20 protein-coding genes are annotated in these 20,997 nt (G+C 44.6%); 1 reads left to right on the top strand and 19 read right to left on the bottom strand.

The genetic code is table 11. From position 1 onward, the window contains the following. Nucleotides 1-47: 47 nt before the first annotated feature. Nucleotides 48-359 carry a DUF3892 domain-containing protein gene (locus AC0VX7_RS12495; RefSeq protein WP_475424475.1) on the bottom strand — a complete coding sequence of 104 codons (312 nt, stop codon included), beginning with the start codon at nt 357-359 and terminating at the stop codon, nt 48-50. Between the two features lie 181 nt (nt 360-540). Then, nucleotides 541-1,440: a superoxide dismutase gene (locus AC0VX7_RS12490; RefSeq protein ID WP_475424474.1), complete on the bottom strand. Its 900-nt coding sequence runs from the start codon at nt 1,438-1,440 to the stop codon at nt 541-543. Between the two features lie 150 nt (nt 1,441-1,590). On the opposite strand from AC0VX7_RS12490, the gene AC0VX7_RS12485 reads away from it, so the two are divergent. Then, entirely contained in the window at nt 1,591-2,640 is a 1,050-nt protein-coding gene (locus AC0VX7_RS12485; RefSeq protein WP_475424473.1) for a M42 family metallopeptidase, read from the top strand. Nucleotides 2,641-3,190: 550 nt separating this feature from the next. Here AC0VX7_RS12485 and AC0VX7_RS12480 read toward each other — a convergent pair. From AC0VX7_RS12480 to AC0VX7_RS12400, 17 genes are all read right to left on the bottom strand, one after another. Continuing rightward, nucleotides 3,191-4,405: an acyl-CoA dehydrogenase family protein gene (locus AC0VX7_RS12480; protein ID WP_475428147.1), complete on the bottom strand. Its 1,215-nt coding sequence runs from the start codon at nt 4,403-4,405 to the stop codon at nt 3,191-3,193. Nucleotides 4,406-4,502: 97 nt separating this feature from the next. Further along, the gene (locus AC0VX7_RS12475) at nt 4,503-5,717 is read right to left on the bottom strand and encodes an iron-containing alcohol dehydrogenase (protein WP_475424472.1); all 1,215 of its coding nucleotides are present in this window, start codon (nt 5,715-5,717) and stop codon (nt 4,503-4,505) included. 29 nt (nt 5,718-5,746) lie between these two features. Continuing rightward, a complete protein-coding gene (locus tag AC0VX7_RS12470; protein ID WP_475424471.1) occupies nt 5,747-7,276 on the bottom strand; it encodes an aldehyde dehydrogenase family protein in 1,530 nt (509 codons plus the stop codon). A gap of 282 nt (nt 7,277-7,558) precedes the next feature. Continuing rightward, complete coding sequence (locus tag AC0VX7_RS12465) at nt 7,559-8,452, bottom strand: R2-like ligand-binding oxidase (protein ID WP_475424470.1); 894 nt, start codon at nt 8,450-8,452, stop codon at nt 7,559-7,561. A gap of 24 nt (nt 8,453-8,476) precedes the next feature. After that, nucleotides 8,477-9,994 carry a class I adenylate-forming enzyme family protein gene (locus tag AC0VX7_RS12460; RefSeq protein ID WP_475424469.1) on the bottom strand — a complete coding sequence of 506 codons (1,518 nt, stop codon included), beginning with the start codon at nt 9,992-9,994 and terminating at the stop codon, nt 8,477-8,479. A 42-nt stretch (nt 9,995-10,036) separates the two neighbouring features. Further along, on the bottom strand, nt 10,037-10,933 hold the full coding sequence (locus AC0VX7_RS12455; protein WP_475428146.1) for an MBL fold metallo-hydrolase: 897 nt from the start codon (nt 10,931-10,933) through the stop codon (nt 10,037-10,039). Between the two features lie 99 nt (nt 10,934-11,032). Further along, nucleotides 11,033-12,031 carry a phosphotriesterase family protein gene (locus AC0VX7_RS12450; protein WP_475424468.1) on the bottom strand — a complete coding sequence of 333 codons (999 nt, stop codon included), beginning with the start codon at nt 12,029-12,031 and terminating at the stop codon, nt 11,033-11,035. 14 nt (nt 12,032-12,045) lie between these two features. After that, the gene (locus tag AC0VX7_RS12445) at nt 12,046-13,020 is read right to left on the bottom strand and encodes a quinone oxidoreductase family protein (protein ID WP_475424467.1); all 975 of its coding nucleotides are present in this window, start codon (nt 13,018-13,020) and stop codon (nt 12,046-12,048) included. An 11-nt stretch (nt 13,021-13,031) separates the two neighbouring features. After that, complete coding sequence (locus AC0VX7_RS12440; protein ID WP_475428145.1) at nt 13,032-13,808, bottom strand: enoyl-CoA hydratase/isomerase family protein; 777 nt, start codon at nt 13,806-13,808, stop codon at nt 13,032-13,034. 53 nt (nt 13,809-13,861) lie between these two features. Next, a complete protein-coding gene (locus AC0VX7_RS12435) occupies nt 13,862-14,641 on the bottom strand; it encodes an SDR family NAD(P)-dependent oxidoreductase (protein WP_475424466.1) in 780 nt (259 codons plus the stop codon). Nucleotides 14,642-14,680: 39 nt separating this feature from the next. After that, nucleotides 14,681-15,082, bottom strand: a complete 402-nt coding sequence (locus AC0VX7_RS12430; protein ID WP_475424465.1) for an acyl-CoA thioesterase — start codon at nt 15,080-15,082, stop codon at nt 14,681-14,683. A gap of 122 nt (nt 15,083-15,204) precedes the next feature. After that, nucleotides 15,205-15,768 carry a TetR/AcrR family transcriptional regulator gene (locus AC0VX7_RS12425; protein ID WP_475424464.1) on the bottom strand — a complete coding sequence of 188 codons (564 nt, stop codon included), beginning with the start codon at nt 15,766-15,768 and terminating at the stop codon, nt 15,205-15,207. Between the two features lie 80 nt (nt 15,769-15,848). After that, entirely contained in the window at nt 15,849-17,462 is a 1,614-nt protein-coding gene (locus AC0VX7_RS12420) for a long-chain-fatty-acid--CoA ligase (RefSeq protein ID WP_475424463.1), read from the bottom strand. A 40-nt stretch (nt 17,463-17,502) separates the two neighbouring features. Further along, on the bottom strand, nt 17,503-18,255 hold the full coding sequence (locus AC0VX7_RS12415) for an SDR family NAD(P)-dependent oxidoreductase (protein ID WP_475424462.1): 753 nt from the start codon (nt 18,253-18,255) through the stop codon (nt 17,503-17,505). Nucleotides 18,256-18,399: 144 nt separating this feature from the next. Continuing rightward, nucleotides 18,400-19,179 carry a class I SAM-dependent methyltransferase gene (locus AC0VX7_RS12410; protein WP_475424461.1) on the bottom strand — a complete coding sequence of 260 codons (780 nt, stop codon included), beginning with the start codon at nt 19,177-19,179 and terminating at the stop codon, nt 18,400-18,402. Between the two features lie 27 nt (nt 19,180-19,206). Next, nucleotides 19,207-19,698: an NUDIX hydrolase gene (locus AC0VX7_RS12405; RefSeq protein ID WP_475424460.1), complete on the bottom strand. Its 492-nt coding sequence runs from the start codon at nt 19,696-19,698 to the stop codon at nt 19,207-19,209. Between the two features lie 150 nt (nt 19,699-19,848). Beyond that, complete coding sequence (locus AC0VX7_RS12400; RefSeq protein WP_475424459.1) at nt 19,849-20,910, bottom strand: DUF3900 domain-containing protein; 1,062 nt, start codon at nt 20,908-20,910, stop codon at nt 19,849-19,851. Between the last annotated feature and the right edge of the window lie 87 nt (nt 20,911-20,997).

Here is a 20,997-nt window from a genome sequence, read left to right as displayed (position 1 = left end):
TTCTGAAAAATCAAGTAATTTATAAAAAATGCAGGGAATACTCCCTGCTAGAAATGTGGTAAATTATCGAGGTTATTTTCTTTAATTCCGTCAGGTTCGCTCCTGAGGATATCACGGCCGTATTTATGGAATACATCCACATGGGCAAGTTTTCCCGCTTTAGCTTCGGTAAGAGCAGAAACATAATCAAGTTCTCTCCCGCTTTCTGTTTTAAAAGCAATCAGATCGCCATCATCATTTTTACGGACGGCAACAATTTGTTCTTTTCCTGATTGTGGTGAGTTGGCTTCCAGTTCTGCTTGTCCCTGGCTTTGTTCCTTATAATCATTGTAAATCTGGTTATAATCTTTGTTTTCCATAAAAAACACCTCCCGAACATACGTTTAGTGTTCGCTATAAGGAGACTTTTATACAAAAGGCTCTGTTAAAATCGACTGTTGATTTTCTACGCGCTTTCCACAACAATCAACACGGCTTTATAATAACATTAGGCTATAACAGAAGCGCCTATACAAAAAAAAGGGTGACAAGAAGTCACTCTCAAAAAGGCTGCCATGCTAGTGTCCTGGCCTTATTAAACCGCTGCTCGACTTCTTTCCAATTGACGACCTTCCACCAGTTTTCTACATATTTAGCCCGCTCGTTCTTATACTGCAGGTAATAAGCATGCTCCCAAACATCCAAGACAAGTAAAGGGACAACATCCCATTGGGATAAATTCTGGTGTTTTTCTGCCTGGAGGATTTCCAGTCTGTGGGAACGCGGTGACCAAACAAGGATTGCCCAGCCAACAGCCTCAACGTTTTTCGCTGCTTCTGAAAAATGCTTTTTGAATGCATCAAAGCTGCCGAATGAATCGTTGATCGCTTTTCCTAGCTGTCCTTTTGGGGTGCCGCCGCCATTAGGGCTCATAATGCTCCAAAAAATCGTGTGAAGATAATGGCCCGCGCCATTGAAGGCTGCTTCTCTTTCCCAGTGTTTAATTAAACCAAAATCCCCAGTTTGTCTTGCTTTCTGCATTTCTTTTTCAGCCTTGTTCAAACCATTCACATAGCTTTGATGATGCTTTAAATGGTGAAGTCTCATTATCTCCTGATCAATCACAGGCTCAAGCGCATCATAAGCGTACGGTAACGGAGGAAGTCTGTGGCCGCCTATAGGGACTGGCTGCAGTCTTTGTCCTTGCTGACGCTCATTTTCCCAATCAGGGCCGTGCAAATAACTCTCCAATTCGTCATACAAATTTCTGGCCTGCTCATATAATGCTCCATCGTCTAAAGAGTGTTGCGCTTTTTGCTTCAATGCCAGTAGATTTTCTTGCCATTTCTGCAAATTGGCTTCATCACCGGATTCCCTGAACTGACCTTTAATGGAATGACACTTTGCCTCCATCTCATTACACCATTGAATCAATGAATATTTGAACCAATAACCGTTCATTTTATCTCCTCCCCAAAACTGCATCCACAATCAAAATATGAATAGACTGGTTTGGAGATTACAGTATTTCTTTATAAATGCCTACTTTGCCTCCGGAAAAAAGTTTATAATATGAATAATGTGAAGATTTTATATGAGAGGAGTTTTACTATGGCATACCCGAACACAGATGAAACAGTAAGCTTATTGAAGGAATTGGTTAGCATCCCGAGTCCTTCAGGAAATACGAATGAAGTAATTACATATGTGGAAAATTATTTGAAAGAGTTACAGGTTGAAACGAAACGGAACCGCAAAGGCGGATTGATTGCGACTCTTCCTGGTAAGGATCAGCAAAACCACAGAATGCTGACTGCCCACGTTGATACTCTCGGAGCGATTGTAAAAGAAATCAAGCCAAGCGGGCGTCTAAAGCTTGATTTGATTGGCGGTTTCAAATACAACTCCATTGAAGGCGAGTATTGTGAAATTGAAACTACAAGCGGCAAAAAGTTCACTGGCACAATACTAATGCATCAAACCTCCGTCCATGTTTATAAGGATGCCGGGAAAGCAGAACGCAACCAGGACAACATGGAAGTGCGTCTTGACGAAAAAGTACATAGCGTGGAAGATGTGAGGGCACATGGAATTGAAGTAGGAGATTTTGTTTCATTCGATCCACGTGTTCAAACAACACCTTCAGGATACATTAAATCACGTCACCTTGATGACAAAGCAAGCGTGGCCATCCTGCTTCAGTTAATCAAACAAATTAAGGCAGAGAACATCGAACTGCCATACACAACCCATTTTTTGATATCCAATAATGAAGAAATTGGCTATGGCGGAAACTCAAATATCACACCGGAAACCGTTGAGTATCTGGCGGTCGATATGGGCGCAATGGGTGATGGCCAGTCAACGGATGAGTACACAGTTTCCATCTGTGTAAAGGATGCGAGCGGCCCGTATCATTACGAGCTAAGGAAAAGGCTGACTCAGTTGGCAATCGATAATGAAATCGGCTACAAGCTCGATATTTATCCATTCTACGGATCAGACGCATCTGCTGCTATCCGTTCAGGACATGATATCATCCATGGACTGATTGGACCGGGAATCGATTCATCCCATGCCTTCGAAAGAACGCACAAAGATTCAATTGAGAATACAGCGAAACTGTTATATCACTACGTTCAATCTGAAATGATCTTATAAGAGTAAAAAGGTGACTGGCTTCGAAATGAAGTCGTCACCTTTTTTATGTGCAATACACAATACCTCAGCTGTTTTAGTTAAAGTATATCGAATGAATTTTAAGGTTAAGTGCTGCTTTTACTCAAATGGAAGTTCACTTTGAATTGTAGGTAAAGCAGAGCCGTTGCATTACCCCAAATTGTCACCGACAGCGATTTACGGGTAAAGCAGAGCCGTTGCATTACCCCAAATTGGCTCCGCCATCGAATTACGGTCAATGCAGAGCCGTTGCATTACCCCAAATTGGCTCCGCCATCGAATTACGGGTAAAGCAGAGCCGTTGCATTACCCCAAATTGGCTCCGCCATCGAATTACGGGCAATGCAGAGTTGTTGCATTACCCTAAATGGACTCCACCACCGAATTTCGGGCAAAGCAGAGCCGTTGCATTACCCCAAATTGGCTCCGCCATCGAATTACGGGCAATGCAGAGTTGTTGCATTACCCTAAATGGACTCCACCACCGAATTTCGGGCAAAGCAAAAGTATCTACTCAATCTCTACACTTAACTTATTTCACGGCCTCTTCAGTAACGGACTCAAACGGCCATGCTGGGAGCATTTTGGACAATGCTTTATCGACTCGATATCCTAAAACGTACTCTCCCTGCATGACTGTGTGAATTTCTCTTGTTCCTTCATAAATGACAGGGGCTTTGGCGTTACGCAAATACCGTTCAACCGGATATTCGTTGGAGAAACCATATGCTCCATGGATTTGCACGGCATCGTTTGCTGCTTCATAGGCATAGTCGCATGCCTGCCACTTGGCCAGGGAGGTTTCCCGGGTATTCCTCTTACCCTGGTTTTTAAGACAGCCGGCACGGTAAACGAGCAATCGTGATTGTACCAATCCTGCTTCCATCTTGGCGATCATCTGCTGGACGAGCTGGTGTCTGCCTATCTCTTTGCCAAAGGTGCTTCGTTCATGGCAGTATTTTACACTAGACTCAAGGCTTGCCAGGATTGTTCCGCATGCCCCGGCAGCAACCGTGAAGCGGCCATTATCCAGTGCAGACATCGCAATTTTAAACCCATCTCCCTCTTCCCCCAACAAATTTTCTTTAGGAACCTTTACATTATCAAAGAAAATTTCACCGGTATTTCCGGCCCTAATACCCAATTTTCCTTTGATCGCTTTAGAGGAGAAGCCTTCCCAAGTCCTTTCCACAATAAAGGCAGAGATGCCATGGTGTTTTTTGCTTTTGTCCGTATAAGCAAATACAAGGAAATGGTCCGCTACATCACATAATGATATCCATGTTTTTGAGCCATTGAGGACATAGTGATCTCCTGCGTCCCTCGCCGTTGTCTGCATTGCCGCGACATCGGACCCTGCATTAGGTTCGGTAAGGCCGAACGCTCCTACCTTCTGCCCTTTTGACTGTGGCACCAGGTACTTTTGCTTTTGTTCCTCGTTTCCCCACTGAAGCAAGGTCATGCTGTTAAGCCCGGTGTGCACAGATACCGCTGTCCTGAAGGCCGTGTCCCCGCGCTCAAGTTCCTCGCATACAATCGCCAGGGAATTATAGTCCATCCCGCTGCCACCATACTGTTCAGGGATGCAGACTCCCATTAATCCCAGGTGAGCAAGCCTTGTTAAAATACTGGTTTCAAAATGCTGGTTTTCATCCCATTCTTTTATATATGGCATGATTTCCTTGTCTACAAAGCTCCTGACCGTTTTTCTCAATAGCTCTTGTTCTTCAGTAAAATCAAAATTCATCATCGGTGACCACTCCTTTATAAACTCGGGCTTTTAGGATAAGCCCCTCATTGTAAAAAGAGGGTGAACCGCGTTCGGATTCCCCTCTTAATTCATATTATTTTACGCCAAGTGGCACGACTTGCTGTCCGACAGCCTGAATCAGTTCTTTTAGCATCGGGAACGATACGGCGGCAGGGTCCTTGGCAACGGCACCTGCAACCCGCTCCAGGTCTTCCTCAGTTAAATTGTATTCTGTAAAGTCCGATGGCAATCCGGTCTTATGCTGAAGCACCCTGATTTTTTCAACAACTTTTGCCAGGACAGACTCATGATCCTCATCAGTATCAAAGTCAACACGCAATGCCGCGGCTAACTCTTTTACCTTCGGAAGATATAAACTTGGGACATATTCCATCACCACAGGTAGGAAAACAGCATTTGCCAGTCCATGAGGAATTCGGAACAATGCTCCATATGCATGGGCGAAGTTATGGACTGGAATGGCGTTCAAAGCAAAACTGAATGCCGTGATTCCCATAAGGCTCGCCTGCAGCATTTCCATTCTTGCGTCAAGATTGGAACCTTCTGCTACAGCAATCGGAAGATTTTTTTCAATCAGCCTGATTGCATGCAAAGCATGGGCATCCGTCAGTGCAGTGGCACTAGGTGAAGCAAATGCCTCAATCGCATGAGTCAGTGCATCAAAGCCGGTAAAAGCAGTGATTGCAGGCGGCAGACCTACTGTCAAGTCAGGATCCAGTACCGCAATATCCGCGCTGAGGAAAGGGTTGATGATATTGCCTTTCATTTGAATATCCTCATTGTAGATGACCGCGATCGGCGAGACCTCAGAGCCTGTTCCTGCAGTTGTCGGAATGGCGATGTGCGGAATCGGGATATGGGTTGCCTTTGGGAATTGCTCGAATAAAAAGCCGCCAGGAATCGCTTCCTTGATATCGGTTAACCCTTTATGCAGGGCATACTTTACTCCTTTAACCGTGTCAAGCACGCTGCCGCCTCCGACAGCAAGCAGCCCGTCAGCCCCCACTTCCCTTGCATACCGGAGCGCTTCATTCACTGACCGGCTTTCGGCATCCTGGGCAATGTCGACATAAATCCCTGCAAGTTCAGGGCCGGTTCCTTTACTGGTCAGCTCGAAAATTTGGGCGACCTTGTCTACTACGCCGGCTTTTTCCAGACCTCTGTCGCTAAAAAGAACCACCCTTTTAGACCCTAAGCCCTTGAACAAATCAGGTACCATTGCACGGGAATTTGATCCACTGTAAATTGCCGAACGTAGGGAGAACTGTGATAATGTTGTCGTTTGCATCCTATTCACCTCATAAAATTTTTATTTTCTTATTCAGCACTGTCGGAAAGCAGCAAGCCATACCATGTTCGCTTATGAGCTTCTGGTACCATCGAAGTGTGTACATGTTTGACTTGGGTATAGGCATCGAGTGAATGCTTGCCCATCTCGCGGCCGATTCCGCTCTGCTTGTATCCGCCAAATGGGGCATCATTGCGCAGCATATGCCAGTCATTGATCCAGACCACACCAGCCTGCAGTTTGCGGGCAACCTCATATGCTTTATTCACGTCCCTGGTCCATACGCCTGCAGCAAGACCGTAAATGGAGTCATTCGCCATTCTGATGGCTTCTTCAACATCTGTATAACGAATCACAGACAAAACAGGTCCGAAGATTTCTTCACGGGCAATTTTCATGTCATTCGTTACATTTGTGAAAATCGTCGGTTCAATGAAATGGCCATTTTCGCAGCCATCAACCTTAGCTTCTTTTCCACCGCAGACAAGGGTGGCTCCTTCTGCTTTTCCTGCTTCAATATAAGATAAAATCGTCTCTTTTTGCGTTTTTGATATGACAGGGCCAACATCACTTGCAGGGTCAAGTGGATTGCCTAGCTTGATTTTCCCAGCCAGCTTTACAAGATTCTCAACGATTACATCATGCAAATGATCCGGAACAAACAGCCTCGTGCCCGATTCACAAAGCTGGCCCGAATGCAGGAACACCCCGAATAAGCTTCCCGGCAAGGCGATACTTAAGTCGGCATCCTCAAGAATGATGTTAGGTGACTTACCTCCAAGCTCCAGTGTCGTGTTCTTTATTGTCCCTGCAGCCAACTGCATCACCTTTCGGCCCACTTCAGTCGATCCTGTAAAAGCAACCTTATCAACTTTTGGATGACTGGCCAGCTTTTCCCCGACTTCAGCACCCGGGCCAGTCACGACATTAATGACTCCAGGAGGTACGACCTGTGAAATGATTTCAGCTAACTTCAAAGTCGATAAAGGAGTGTAGCTTGCCGGCTTGACGACAACCGTATTTCCCATCGCCAGTGCAGGCGCGATTTTCCATGTCGCGATCACCATTGGCAGGTTCCAAGGAGTAATTGCTGCGCAAACTCCGATGGGTTCACGCCAGATAAAATTATGTGCCGGTCCCGGAAATGGCGGGCTAGGCAGCGTTTCAGAAAACTCATAATCTTCAACGAACTTAGCCAATGTCTGGAATAAATCGACCATTTGAAGAATATCGTTTGCGCCTATTCTTCTCACCGTACCGCCGGAACTGACCGCTTCAAGATAAGCCAATTCTTCTGCATGGGCAGCTATTTGATAGGAGATAGCATAAAGCACCTTCGATCTGTCCTTTGGCTTCATATCCTTCCAGTCAGTTTCATCAAATGCCTTACGTGCTGCATCAACGGCCCTGTCAACATCAGCTGCATTTCCTTTTGCCACGCGTGCCACCAGTTCACCAGTTGCCGGATTAAATACATCAAAGGTTTCCTGGCTGCTCGCTGCCTCCCATTTTCCATTAATGAACAACGGGAACGTTTTTACATCCACATTTACAGTCATTTTGCTTCCTCCTTCACTTATAAAAAATTGTTGGGTATATCCCTTATTAATGGTCGTTTTCAAAAAGTTGTACTACTCTTAGACCCCATTCCTCAAATCATAGTTATATCTACCTTGTTATTCGGCCCGAATTCATTATTTCGAACACTTTTCCGACTTTTTCGACCACATTTGTGAATTATTCGACCACATTTGTAATTAATTCGACCACATATTCGATTTATTCGACCACATTCTCAACTATTTCGACCAGGCTGCTTATTATGGCCTGTTTAACTGAACTTATAGAACTCCCATTTCTGTTTCTGTGACTCTATAAATCTCTTCAATCCGCTTGCCCCTTGCACGAGAAAGGATGTCCATCCGGACAGCAAGCTGTTTCATCGTAAAATTCATCGTATCTTCAATCTGGTTTCCGAATGTACTTACATCCTTACCCTTAAAGCCCTCCTGGTTCAGGCGGATGGCAAGCGGAGTTAGCTCCTGCATTTTCCCTTCAACAAACTCGTACAAATGAGGGTGCTCACAGATCATTCTTTGCAGCAGGAAGGTTCCATAGCCGATATGCCTGGATTCGTCCCTTTTCAAATTGCCGATTCCCTTGAGGAGTCCTGGCATTAAACCGAGTGTTTCGAGATTTTGATAGAATGAGTAATAGCCCGTTTCAGCAAGGACACCCTCGACGAACATATTGTAGACAGTTGCTGCTTCGGCGATCGCTTCAGGTGATTGGTCTGTCATCAGACGGTCCATCGTAGTTGGCAGGATTTCATAAAAAATCGTTTTATAAGTAGTTGTATGGTGTCCTGATAGATCACCTGTTTCACCAAGTGCATTCAAGGCAAGACGGAAGAACTCTGTATGCTTGGCTTCTTCGAACAAGAAGGTAGTTAAAAACATTTCTTCCTCGAGCCTGCCTTCTTTTGCGATGGCCATGATCAGTGGCAGCAAATCAAGGGTAACGGCCTCCTCTCCGGCCTGGAACTGCGAAACCAAACGCAAAATATCATTCTGTTGTTCAGCATTCAGTTGCTTCCAGTCTTTTTGGTCCTGGGTAAAATCAATATCAGCCGGGTTCCAGATGCCGAACTTCTTCGCTTTTTGATAGAGACGGAACGGGAATGAATCTATCTGCAGTCCTCGCTTGCTGGTTGTTAAAATTGTTCTTTGTTCCACTTGCGCTCCTCCTTGGTAAATGGCTTATTTTGTGATGATATTTGCAGCTGTTTCTCTTAAACGAGTTTTCAGTATCTTGCCCACACCGTTCCGTGGCAAAGCTTCCATAAAAACAATGCGCTTCGGTGTTTTGTTTTTGGCAAGATTGTCCTGGCAGTAATGAATTAGATCCTCTGCAGTCACAGTGGCTCCCGTTTTTTTCACGACGCATGCAACGATTTCCTCACCCATCGCCTCATCAGGTACTCCAACAACAGCCGCTTCTGAGACAGCCTCATGAGAGTTCAGCAGCTCTTCAATGTCACGGGGATACACATTAAAACCACCTCTGATGACCAAATCCTTTTTCCTGTCGACAATATAGAGATAACCTTCGTTGTCAACTCTGCCCATATCACCGGTAAACAGCCAGCCTTCCTTGATTACCTTGTTTGTTTCTTCGCTGTTCTGGTAGTATCCCGGGGTAACATTTTCACCTGAGACAATCAATTCGCCAACCTCTCCAGTTGGGACATCAGATCCCCGGTCATCAACAATTTTTATGTTGACCCCTGGAAGCGGGATTCCGACTGAACCTGGTTTTATTTCGACTTTCTTATTGTGAGCGGTAACGATAGGGGCTGCCTCTGATAAACCATAACCCTCAAAAACTTTCGCGCCGAACTTTTGGCGGAAACCATTGAGGAGTGCAATCGGCAATGGTGCCGACCCTGAGCCAATCCACTCAAGGGAAGATGTATCATATTGATCAGCATGTGGGCTGCCAACCATTGCGTGGATCATCGCAGGCACCGCAGAAAAAGCTTTTACTTTATAAGTCTCAATAGCTTTGAAAATTTCTTCTGGATCAAACCGGGCGAATACAACAACTGAACTACCCGTTATATAGCATGTATTAGATATCGTAAGCCCGTAGACATGCGCTAACGGCAGGACGCCAATCGTAACGCCTCTTTCGGTTTCATTATGGGCCGCGGAGTTAGCAGCATTGGTGTAGAGGTTTTTGTGGGTCAATAGAACGCCTTTCGGATTTCCAGTCGTTCCTGAGGTGTATAAAATCACGGCGGTTTCGTTTTCATCAGAACCTTCCTCGGTGACAGCTGACTCCGTAGACATGAGATCATAAAGGTTGAATACGTCTTCACTGCCAGGAAGATCTGTAACGACCAGCACTGGTTTGACTTCCAGGCCTTCAATCGCTTTTTTCATATTTTCTGCTGTATAGGAAGAGGAAATGACAACTTTGGCTTCGCAATTTCTGATGATGTACTGAATTTCTTTCGGATGCAGGGTGAACATGATGGGTACAATGACTGCACCGCTCCTGGTAATCCCTTGATAGGAAAAAATCACTTCAGGATTATTTAGCATACAAACGACAACCCTGTCGCCTTTTCCGACTCCAAGCTTATGGAGACCATTCGCTATCTGGTCAGCATAATTCCTGGTTTCTATATTTGTATACTGCTGACCGTTATAATAGATAAATGGGTATTCACCGTATTTACTGATATTATTTTCAAGCAGCTCTTTCAGCTTCATGTAATCCTCTCCTGTTAAAAGTTTAAGAAGCTTGGGCAACTATCAGATCAGCTTGTAATATGTGATTGAGTTCCGTTCCTCTTTCATCACCTCATTTCGGGCCTCCATCAAATCAAGATGGCCCTGTATTTGTGAGAGCCCAAGGAAAAAGATTCCGCCCTTCAAGTGCGGGTAGACCTCCTGACAAATCTCGTAAACATTTTTATCACGTTCTTTTAAAACCTGCCGTATTTGCTGGCAGCGTGCATCCTGCTGAGCTAATCTTTTATCAATGAGTTCAATGTGCTGTGTGAAGGGTTTTCCATGTCCAGAAAAACATTTTCCAAGCTGTCTGCCTCTTGAGCGGATCAGGGATTCTCTGTATTGGATCAAGGGAGCGGGACGATGCCTCTTCCCTGGCACAGGTGGTTCGATAAAGGCGTTGACGGCCAGCTCAGGTATTATATGGTCACCAACAAATGTGATTCCCTGCTCCTCATCAATCAGAAGGATATCCGTCTGGCTGTGACCCGGAACATGCAACACACTATAGGGTCTTCCACCTATGTATACTTCATCACCTTCGCTGACATAATGGACGTCACGCCAGATTTCTTCTTTGTATTTGCGTGCATGCTGATGAACGGAAGCGTCAGCACCACATTGCCTAATAAAATCATAAAAAAATTGATTGATTCTATTAAACTCTGCTTCTCCTCCTGTAATCGCTGGCCTGGCAAGCTCATGTACATATACTGGAAGGGGTGCTTCTTGTTGGATTAGGCCGACTCCACCACAATGGTCCGTATGCATATGGGTCACAATGATATGGTCAAAATCCTTAAAGCTGAGTTTATGATCTTTTAACAATGACTTAAGCTGGTAAAAGGATTTCTCGCCTGGATTGCCTGTATCTATAAGTGTTGCTGTTTCACCAAGAACGGCATAAACGACAACGATTCCTTCAGAAAAAGGCGAATCCAGAGTCAGCGGTATAATCTTTTGGATACGTCATCGCCCCTTTCTATTAGAATCTTGAATCAGCTCTGAGAACTGTTTCTAGGAAACTACCTTTGCCGGAGCCCCTGTGAAGAGACCCACTGCATTTCCGCCAAGCATTTTATCAATTTGCGATTCAGTTACTCCACTTTCTCTGAGCTGTGGAAGGATATTGTTGAATATATGCCCTGGCTGCCAGTTCTCCATGATCTTCGCAGCCTGTTCCGGCATGACAGGTGGGCGTCCCAGCCAGATATTTACGGTATCATGTGCCAGTAAAATTTGATCTTCGTACCCTTCATTCAATAAAGCCAATAAAGTCTGTACCCGTTCCTGGTCGAAAGGAGCTCCAACCATTCCCTGGATGCCGAAACGATCCAAGCCGATCCTGACTCCCTGGTCCATTACCTGTTTATGATATTCAGGGTCGGTATTTCCGCACATATGGCCGATAATGATTTTTCCAGGATCTGCTCCATTCTCAATCAGTAACCTGACCTGCTCTGGGCCCATTGTTCCTTCCTGAGTGTGTGTGAGGATGACTGCGCCTGTTTCCTGCTGCACGCGTGCGCCTGCACGGAAGAACATTTTTTCATACTCTGTGATTTCATCCTTGCTTGAAGCGAGCTTAATCACTCCTGGCTTTATTCCGGAACCTGCGATCCCTTCGGTTAGCTCTTTTTTGAACATTTCATAGATTTCTTCTTCCGCTGTGCCTAATGCCTGCCTGAATTTAAAATAAGGAGTTGCTCCTTCGCCTTCGTAATAATAGCCCGTAGCACAAATAATCTGGAGGCCAGTAGCTTCCGAGATTTTACTTAAAAACTCAGGGTTCCTTCCACATTCATTAGGTGTCGGATCCACGACTGTCTTCACACCAAAGCTCTGCATGTACCTGGCAATGTTGATGGCCTCTTCCAGAGCTGCTTCTTCATTAAAAGCACCCAAAGTAACATCCCCCTGGAAACCAGGATAGCCAAAGATAAAGTGCTCATGAATCAGCGTCTTCCCCAATTGCTCCGCTTTAATTGGACCAGTTACCGTATTGATTGTTGTCATACAGCACACCCCTTTTATGGTTTAAGAATCAGCTTTCCCTTTGTCTGACGTGATTGTAAAAGTCGATGGACTTCTGCTGCCTGGTCGAGCGGGTAAACGCCGCCGATTGTCAGTTTCAATTGACCCTTTGATAAATAACCAAGCATTTCAGCCATACTTGATTGAATCAGCTCTGGCTTCCTCATGATCTGCGGCAGGAAAAACCCGATGACAGACTGGTTCCTGGCCATCAAGGATGATGGATAAAAGCGGCTCTGCTCCCCGCTTGCAACCCCATAGATAACCAGCCGTCCAAAAGTGGCAAGGCATTTTAATGTTTTATTGAAAACCTCGCCTCCTGCCATTTCCAGAGCGACATCGACCCCTTTACCGCCAGTCGCTTCAAGAACCTTTTCCTCCCATCCTTGTTCAGTATAATTGACAAGTACATCCGCTCCCATATCAGAGGCCAATGCGAGTTTATCCTCTGTGCTAGCAGTCGCTATTACTTTGCCTGCACCTGATAGCTTGGCTAGTTGGACAGCCAGAGTGCCTACACCTCCAGCTGCTGCATGGACTAGCACTGTTTCACCTTTTTCAAGGCGCCCCATCGTTTTCAGGATGTGGTAAGCGCTCAAACCTTGCAGCGGGAGTGCGACTGCCTGCTCAAATTCCATCTGGTCCTGCAACGGAATCAGACCGCGGCTGTCAGCCAGGGCAAACTCAGCGTAACCTCCTGATTCGATCAAGGTAACAATGCGGTCACCTTTCTTGACAGTCGTTACTGATTCTCCTGTCTCAACCACTACCCCCGCAATTTCTGCTCCAGGGATAAACGGCAGATTAGTTGGAACAACGTACTGACCTTCTCTTCTTGCTGTGTCCGCATAATTGACTCCAATCGCATGGATTTCAATTAATACTTGATGACCTTTAGGAACTGGACGTTCTAGTTCTACCACTTGGAGAACCTCTGGACCTCCATATTCTTTCAGTTGAAAAGCTTTCATGGTTTTCCTCCTTAGTTGCCTGTAAAGTTTGGCTTTCTTTTTTCCTTGAAGGCTGCAATGCCTTCTTGATGGTCTTCAGTTGATACCATCATTGTCTGTGTAATCCGCTCCTGCTCCAGTATTTCTTCCAGGCTTGCTGTCATTGCATGGTCAACCAGCTTCTTGATCATCCCATACGCTCTGGTCGGCCCATTTGCCAGCTGACCGGCAAGCTTTAGTGTTTCTTCCTGTAACTTTTCTACAGGTACAAGATAATTGATGACTCCTAGCTGGTATAAACGCTCCGCCGGTATGGGTTCTGCAGTGAACAAGAATTGTTTTGCCAGATGCGGTCCAACTAGTCTTGGGACAAAATAGGAACCCCCGCCGTCAGAGACGAGGCCAACCTGCGAAAAGCTCAGCGCGAATTTACTGTCATCGGCTGCGATAATTAGGTCACAAGCTAAGGCTAGGTTAAAACCTGCACCAGCAGCAAAACCATGAACTGCTGCAATGATCGGCTTTTCTGCAGCTTTCATTGCAAGGATACATTCATTCAGTCTGCCGATGTGGTCATAGACTCCTGCCGCGTTTGCCTGGCCCATCGTTTTTACATCGCCGCCTGCACTGAACGACCGGCCGGCACCTGATAAAACGATTACCTTTACCTCGGGGTCGTGCTGTGCCTCTTTCAATGCCTCCGTCAGTGTAAGAATCATTTCCGGACTGAAGGCATTCAAGCTTTCAGGTCTGTTTAAGGTTAAGGACAGTACTGTTTCATTTTTATTAATGACCAAATGGTCACTCATACTAACATTCGTCAAAGCAATCACCCTTTCTCGGATTTAATAGAATCATAAGCTTATTTAATCAACCAGCCGCCATCAACGAGAATGTCAGAACCCGTCATGTATGAAGCTTCCCTTGATGCGACAAATGCAATCACATTCGCGATTTCATCAGGATTGCCAGCTCGCCCTAGTGCTGTATTTCTTCTGATCGCTTTAACAAATTGATCATTCTTCATCCCCTCCTCAGTCAGGGGAGTTTCCACGAAACCAGGTGATACTGAATTGACCCTGATCCCGTAAGGAGACAATTCCAATGCCATTGCTTTTGTAAAATTGATGACACCAGCTTTAGCAGCACTATAATGGGGGATATGGGCACCTGCCTGGTGTCCGGATAAACTGGCTACATTCACAATCGAACGGTTTTGAGACAGATCTCCTTCCTTCATTGCGCTATTTGCCATGAGCTTTCCAAGCGTTTTCGAGACAAGGAAAACACTTTTTAAGTTTGTATTTTGTACAAAGTCCCAATCGCTTGCTGAGGTGTCCATGATCTTTGAGTGGACCGAACCGCCTGCATTATTGACAAGGACATGTAATTTGCCAAATTGTTCCTCAATGTATTGTGCTAACTCCCGGACATCTTCTTCATCTGTTACGTCAGCTGGAAAGATTTCTGATCTAGGAACCTTATGGTATTTATTAATTTCCTTAGCCGCGCTCTCAAGCTTAGATTTCGTCCGTCCGACCAGTATCACTTTTGCTCCTTCACTGGCAAACCGGGCCGCCGTCGCTTTCCCGATTCCGCTCCCCGCTCCTGTAATAAGAACGACAGATTCTGCAAATCTCATTTCTAGCACCTCCTATATATAAACGGAATATTCAGTTTTTTAAGCGGGCACTAAATAGCTTTTCAGTCCTTCTTTAAGCAATTCTGGCAAAACCTCACTCATTTGATTTGTAAAATCATAATACACAATGATTGCATTTCCCTTTGCAATCAGCTGCTGCGTTTGCGAACAAACAATATCATGCTCAAGCTGAAAGCTTTTTGAGCCAATTCTCGATACATAAGTTTTTACCGTTAATAACTGATCAAAATAACCCTGGCTAACGAAATCACATTTAGTGGAAGCTAAAATGAATTTCCAGTCATTCAATTCCATGTTGTAGCCAAGAGACTCGAAAAAACGAATCCTTGCCTCCTCCAGATAAACAAAATAACTAGTATTGTTAATATGTCCGAGCGCGTCCGTCTCGCCGAATCGAGCCTGAACCTGGATTTCCTGCATTGTATCGCTCCTTTACTCTCTGCAGTATTGAATTTAGTAACCATCCTTCGTACTAACCGGTTGGTATGTAAATGCTATAGAAAGAGGCTTGGCTCTCACAAGCCCCTCCCTACATTTATTCTTCAATTGACTTCGATTCCCTTTAGGATCATTTCGACAAAAATCTCGGCCACTTCCCGATCTGATATCTTCCCCTGAGGATTGAACCACTGGTAGCTCCAGTTGGCAGCACCCAGTATACCAAAGGTAACAATAACAGGATTCAAATCCTTCCGGAATTCGCCGCTATCGATTCCTTCACGAATCAGTCTTTCAACGTTCATCCTGAATTGATCTCGCTTTGCGACAATCTGGGAAAGCCTGTCATCACTTAAGTGACGCATTTCCCTGAAAAAGATTTTTGCCGAGGCACCCTTTGATTTAATGCTGCTAATCAGCATATATACGATATCGAACAATTTTTGCTTGCTTGTTGACTGTTCTGAGAGAATTTCTTCTTGACGTCCTAATAACTCGTCAATATATCTCAGGTGTATATCCATCAGTAATTCTTCTTTGCTGGAAAAGTAATAATAAAACGAACCTTTGGTCACCCCGAGTGAGTCAACAATATCCTGGATGGATGTCTCACTGAAGCCTTTTTTCTCAAATAATTTTATGCTGTGTGCTGTAATTTTTTCTTTCACTTTGCTGTCCTCGCAATCCTACTAGTCTGCACAGAAATTATACCATATTTTACCCCCTGTCCCATTGAGTAATAAAGTATTTATATACTTTTTACTTCTTCTCTTAATGCTCTGCGCAAAATCTTGCCCACACTCGTCTTCGGCAGCTGTTCACGGAACTCCACGACGTTCGGAACCTTGTATGCCGCCATATTTTGCCGGCAAAATTCCTTGATTTGAGCTTCATCCGCTTCCTTACCTGCTTTTAGCACGATCACTGCTTTAACTGCCTCACCTCGGTATTCATCCGGTATGCCAATGACAACGGCCTCCTGGACAGCTGGGTGTTCATATAATACTTCCTCGATATCTCGCGGATAAATATTGTAGCCGCTCGCAATGATCAAGTCTTTTTTCCTGTCGACTATATAGAGATATCCGTCTTCATCTACCTTAGCGATATCACCTGTATAAAGCCATCCATCCCTCAATGTGTTCGCTGTCTCCTCTGGCATATTCCAATATCCCTTCATAACCTGCGGCCCTTTGATGATTACTTCACCCAGTTCTCCAGCTGGTACTTCTTCTGTTCCTGTTGCCAGGTCAACAACTTTGTATTCTGTTGATGGCATGCCGATACCGACACTGCCAGGCTTTCTCTCCGCAAAACTTGGATTGCAATGTGTAGTTGGCGATGCCTCAGAAAGGCCATAGCCTTCAAGGATCTTTGAACCAGTTTTTCTCTCATATTCTTTTAGCAGCTCAACTGGCATAGGCGCACTGCCGCTGTTGCAAATTTCTATGCTGCCGATTCCATATTCTTCTGCTTTCGGGTGGTTCGTGATCGCGACGTACATCGTTGGCACACCTGGGAACATGGTCGGCTGTTCATTTTTTATCGTATTCAGGACCTCTTCCAGATCAAAGCGCGGCAACAAAATAATCTCTGCCCCTGTATAGATTGATAGATTCATACAAGCTGTCATTCCAAACACATGGAACAGGGGAATGACAGTCAACGAGCGCTCTAGTCCAGGTTTGATGTCATTCTTGAAAAATTCATATGATTGCAGGACATTAGCAAGCAGATTCTGATGGGTTAGCATCGCCCCTTTGGATCTACCTGTCGTTCCGCCGGTATACTGCAGGACAGCGACATCCTCTGCTGGATCAACATCCACTACAGATGTCCGGCCGCTGCTTTCTGATAAGAACACTTCAAATTTTGTATCTGGTGCAAAATCATGACTAGAAGGTTGGAGACTGACAACAATGATATTTCTTAGTTTCGTAGAGGCCCGAACACTTTTAACTTTGGCATAGAGCGCATCAAACACGACAATCGTTTCCGCTCCTGAGTCATTGAGAATATATTCAAGCTCACGTTCAACGGACATTGGATTAACCTGTGTGACAATACCCCCTGCTGTCAATATACCAAAATATGAAATGACATATTGAGGACAGTTCGGAAGCATGATGGCAACTCTGTCTCCAGCCTCGACTCCTCTATTTTGCAGTGCTGAGGCAAAATGTGTCACAGTCTGGGACAATTGTTCGTAGGTAACTTTCCTGCCATAGAAGGATAAAGCATTGTTTTGAGGATACTTCTCTGCTGATTCTCGCAACATTTGCGGCAAGGATTTTTCAGGAATAGTGATAGTGGAAGCAATGGAGTCAGGATACTTGGAAAGCCAGACGTTCTTCTCGCTCATTTAATTTCCCCCATTCAAAATATAACTTAATTGTATATGGCTAAAATGTCAGTCCACCGCCGTCGACTGACAAAGTGGCACCAGTAATAAAGGAAGATTCATCGGAGGCTAAGAACAGGACCGCATTTGCGACCTCCTCAGGTGTTCCGATTCTGCCTAAGGCATTGGCCCTCGAAATAATTGGCCATTTTCGCTCATCATTTTTCCACCCGTCGATAATTTGGGTGTCGATAACACCCGGGGCAATAGCATTTACACGGATATGGTCTCTGCCGTATTCTAACGCTGCATTTTTGGTCAGCAAGATGACGCCGGCCTTGGATGCATTGTACGCAGCCAGATATTTTTGTCCCTTGATCCCAAGCAAACTAGAGGTGTTGATAATCACTCCGCCTCCAGCCTTTTTCATCTCAGGAACTGCATATTTAATGCCGAGGAATACCCCTTTCAGGTTAATATCAATGATCCTGTCCCAATCTTCTTCCTCAAGATCAACACTTTTAACATCCGGATTGCTTATGCCTGCGTTATTAAAGAGAATATCAAGCTTCCCGTATGCTTCAACAGTTGTTGAAACGAGTTCTTTCACCTGTTTGGAATCGCTTACATTTGTCTCGGAAAAAAGAGCGCTGCCTCCCTGTTGTTCAATAAGCTGAACTGTCTCTCGCCCGCCATCACCATTCACATCGGCAATCACCAGCTGAGCTCCTTCCGCAGCAAATCGAAGGGCGGCTGCACGGCCTATTCCGCTGGCACCGCCAGTAATGATTGCTGTCTTGTTTTCTAATCTCATTTTATTCCCCCTCAGACTATCTACTAACCGGTCGGTATGTATTGTTAACTTTATTATAACGTTTATATTGAAATATTCAACTATTAGTCTAAATATTCTAAATATATAAGAAAAAGCCCTAAGGAGGCTTAGGGCTTTAGCAGTTTAGAGCTTAATCTTAACTGCTCTTGTTGCGACAAAGCATTTAATATACTCATCAAGTGGCCTTCTGCCGCCAAAATCGTCTTCATACAATCCAGCAATGACCAGGCCGGCATCAATTTGACCCTGGATCTGATCCTCTAAAGTATGACCGAATTCAATCGTTTGATCAGAGTTCATAAACTCTTCCTTTTCTTCATCTGTTAGATTATCAAGAGACGACGTCGGAATCCTATTGTTCACCACCAGGTTACCTTTCATGTCCTCTTCATCGTCGAAAATAAATAAGAGAGGATTCGTAAAGCCGGATATTAGCGTCCCTTTGTCTTTCAATACTCTTGATGCTTCCTTCCAAACTAGTGAGATGTCTTCGACGAATAAATTGGCCACTGGATGGACGATCAAGTCAAATTGCTCATCACTGAAGGCTGAAAGGTCTGTCATGCTGCATTGTAATGTACTTAAATTGAGTCCATCTCTTTTCGCAACAAACTCATCCTGTTCCAACTGTTTTTTTGAAATATCAACAACTGTAACATCAGCTCCTGCTGCAGCCAGAACAGGACCCTGCTGTCCGCCTCCAGAAGCAAGACAAAGAACTTTCAATCCTGCCACTGATTGTGGAAACCAGCTTCTTGGGACCGGTTTTCCAGTCGTAACTGTTATTTCCCATTCTCCCGCTTTGCTTTTTTCAATTACTTCTCTTGAAACAGCCTTAGTATAAACTGCTTCACTTTCAACCTTCTTGTCCCATGCAAGACTATTTTGTTTAACAGCATCCATTTGAATCACCCTAACTATCTTAATCTATTATTTTTTCTTTGCAGCATAATTTAAAATATGTTCATACAATTCGTGCCAATCATGATAATACTCGCGGACCTGCTCTTGGTCGATAAATATTCTTTCGGAGGATTCAAATCCTCCATCGAAATCATGTATTTCTTTGATGTCCATCCTGTAAAACACCTGGAAACCGACTTTGGGGTATGGACTACTCTCATTCCAGTGCGCGTTTTCACTATGATCAACCATGATTGAACCTAAAAGCCTGCAATCACCAGAAACATAGGCCTCTTCCATAGTTTCTCTCTTAAAGCATTCCTCAACAGATTCACCAGGCTCAATATGACCACCAGTCATATCCCACCCGCGATGATTTAAGTTTACCAGGAGCACCTTATCATCGTGGAAACAGAAACCATGGACACTGCTGATCAACTCCCTGGGTGGAAGCTGGTCTTCTTCCTGCCAGGATAATTTAACTTTTGCATTGTTCCAGTTTACATATGTAGTAACCATTCCTAAGCCCCCTTACTGCTCTACCATTCCTTCTTTCCAATTGTAACCAAAAAATGAAGTTGATGACAAGAAATAAAAAAGCACTGGCAATTATGCCAATGCTTTTCTTTGTATGAGTAATATAAAATGCCTTGCTGTGTAGGAAAAAGGTTAGCTCTTTTGCCTGATTCTTTCAACTACAGTACCGATTTCATCGGGTTTTGCAAATTCGACTGGGGAAAAGCCTTTTTCAAAGGTAATGGTATCTGCTTCAATCATAATCACATACTTTCCATTAACCTTTGCCAGATGGATGCTGTCACCGTAATCAGCTAGCAACCCTTTTACCGAAATGTGGTCGAGCTTCATTTTCAGTTCGAGTTCAGGGGTATGCTCGATAAGCTGTGCAGCCGCTTCAATGACCTGTTCGGGTTCGAAGCGTTCCTGGAGCTCGCGTTTTTCGCTGGCCGCCCAAATTTCCATGGCGTTCTCAAGCTGCTCCCGTTCCTCACTTTCTGGCTCGAAGGTTTCTTCCATATGACCGCGGACCATCTCTATGACCTGAGTCTTAACGATTTCCGGCATCGACTGCCCATACTCTACATATTTAAGGAAGTCTTCAAAATAACGTGCATGTGAGGACTGGTTGATTTTTAGTTCATTATCCTGGATCATTCCCTCTTCTGGCATATAGGGATACTGGATTGATTTCATGTTTTTCGTCGTTATCGCCATTTCCACCTGCCGGATCAATGTCGATTCATCGGAAATAGAGGCAACTTTTGGTTCAAAATCGCATTTCAGGATGAACACGAATGCATCATCAAAAAACTTGCGTAGCTTGGCTCTTGCTACGATGAAAGCACCGCCTCTTACAGCGCTTGTATCTACGTAAGCAATAGCGAATTTTTCACTCTCTTGCTGGAAGTCTTCCTTTGACTCCGCGAAACGGACACGATGGAAAAGGTTGTAGTTTGGGTTGGAGGTTAAATCATGGCCCTCCTCAACGATGAAGTAGCCGAGCTTGGTGGGAACTTCATCTGTTTTTGGATGGCGATCTACCTTGCGCTTGACGATTTTTGCGAACTCGCCATCAAGAAATTCCTTTAGATGACTTGATTCATATTCTTGCTCATTCAATGTCTGGAAATGCTTGTACCTTTTATCAGCCTGCTCGCCTTTGCCTTCTACCTGTACTACGTAAAATGATAAATATTGAACTTCAAATTCCATGATAAAACTCCCTGCTGACGTATGTCTTTGTTCTTCCTTGTTTTAGAAGCATGACTCATAACCAATTAGAGCGGTACATTTGGTTGT

It is taken from the genome of Mesobacillus sp. QJM3NY_10, from assembly GCF_056173465.1.
The sequence above is the reverse complement of the archived record's forward strand: the minus strand, read 5'-3'. Positions and strand labels throughout refer to the sequence as shown.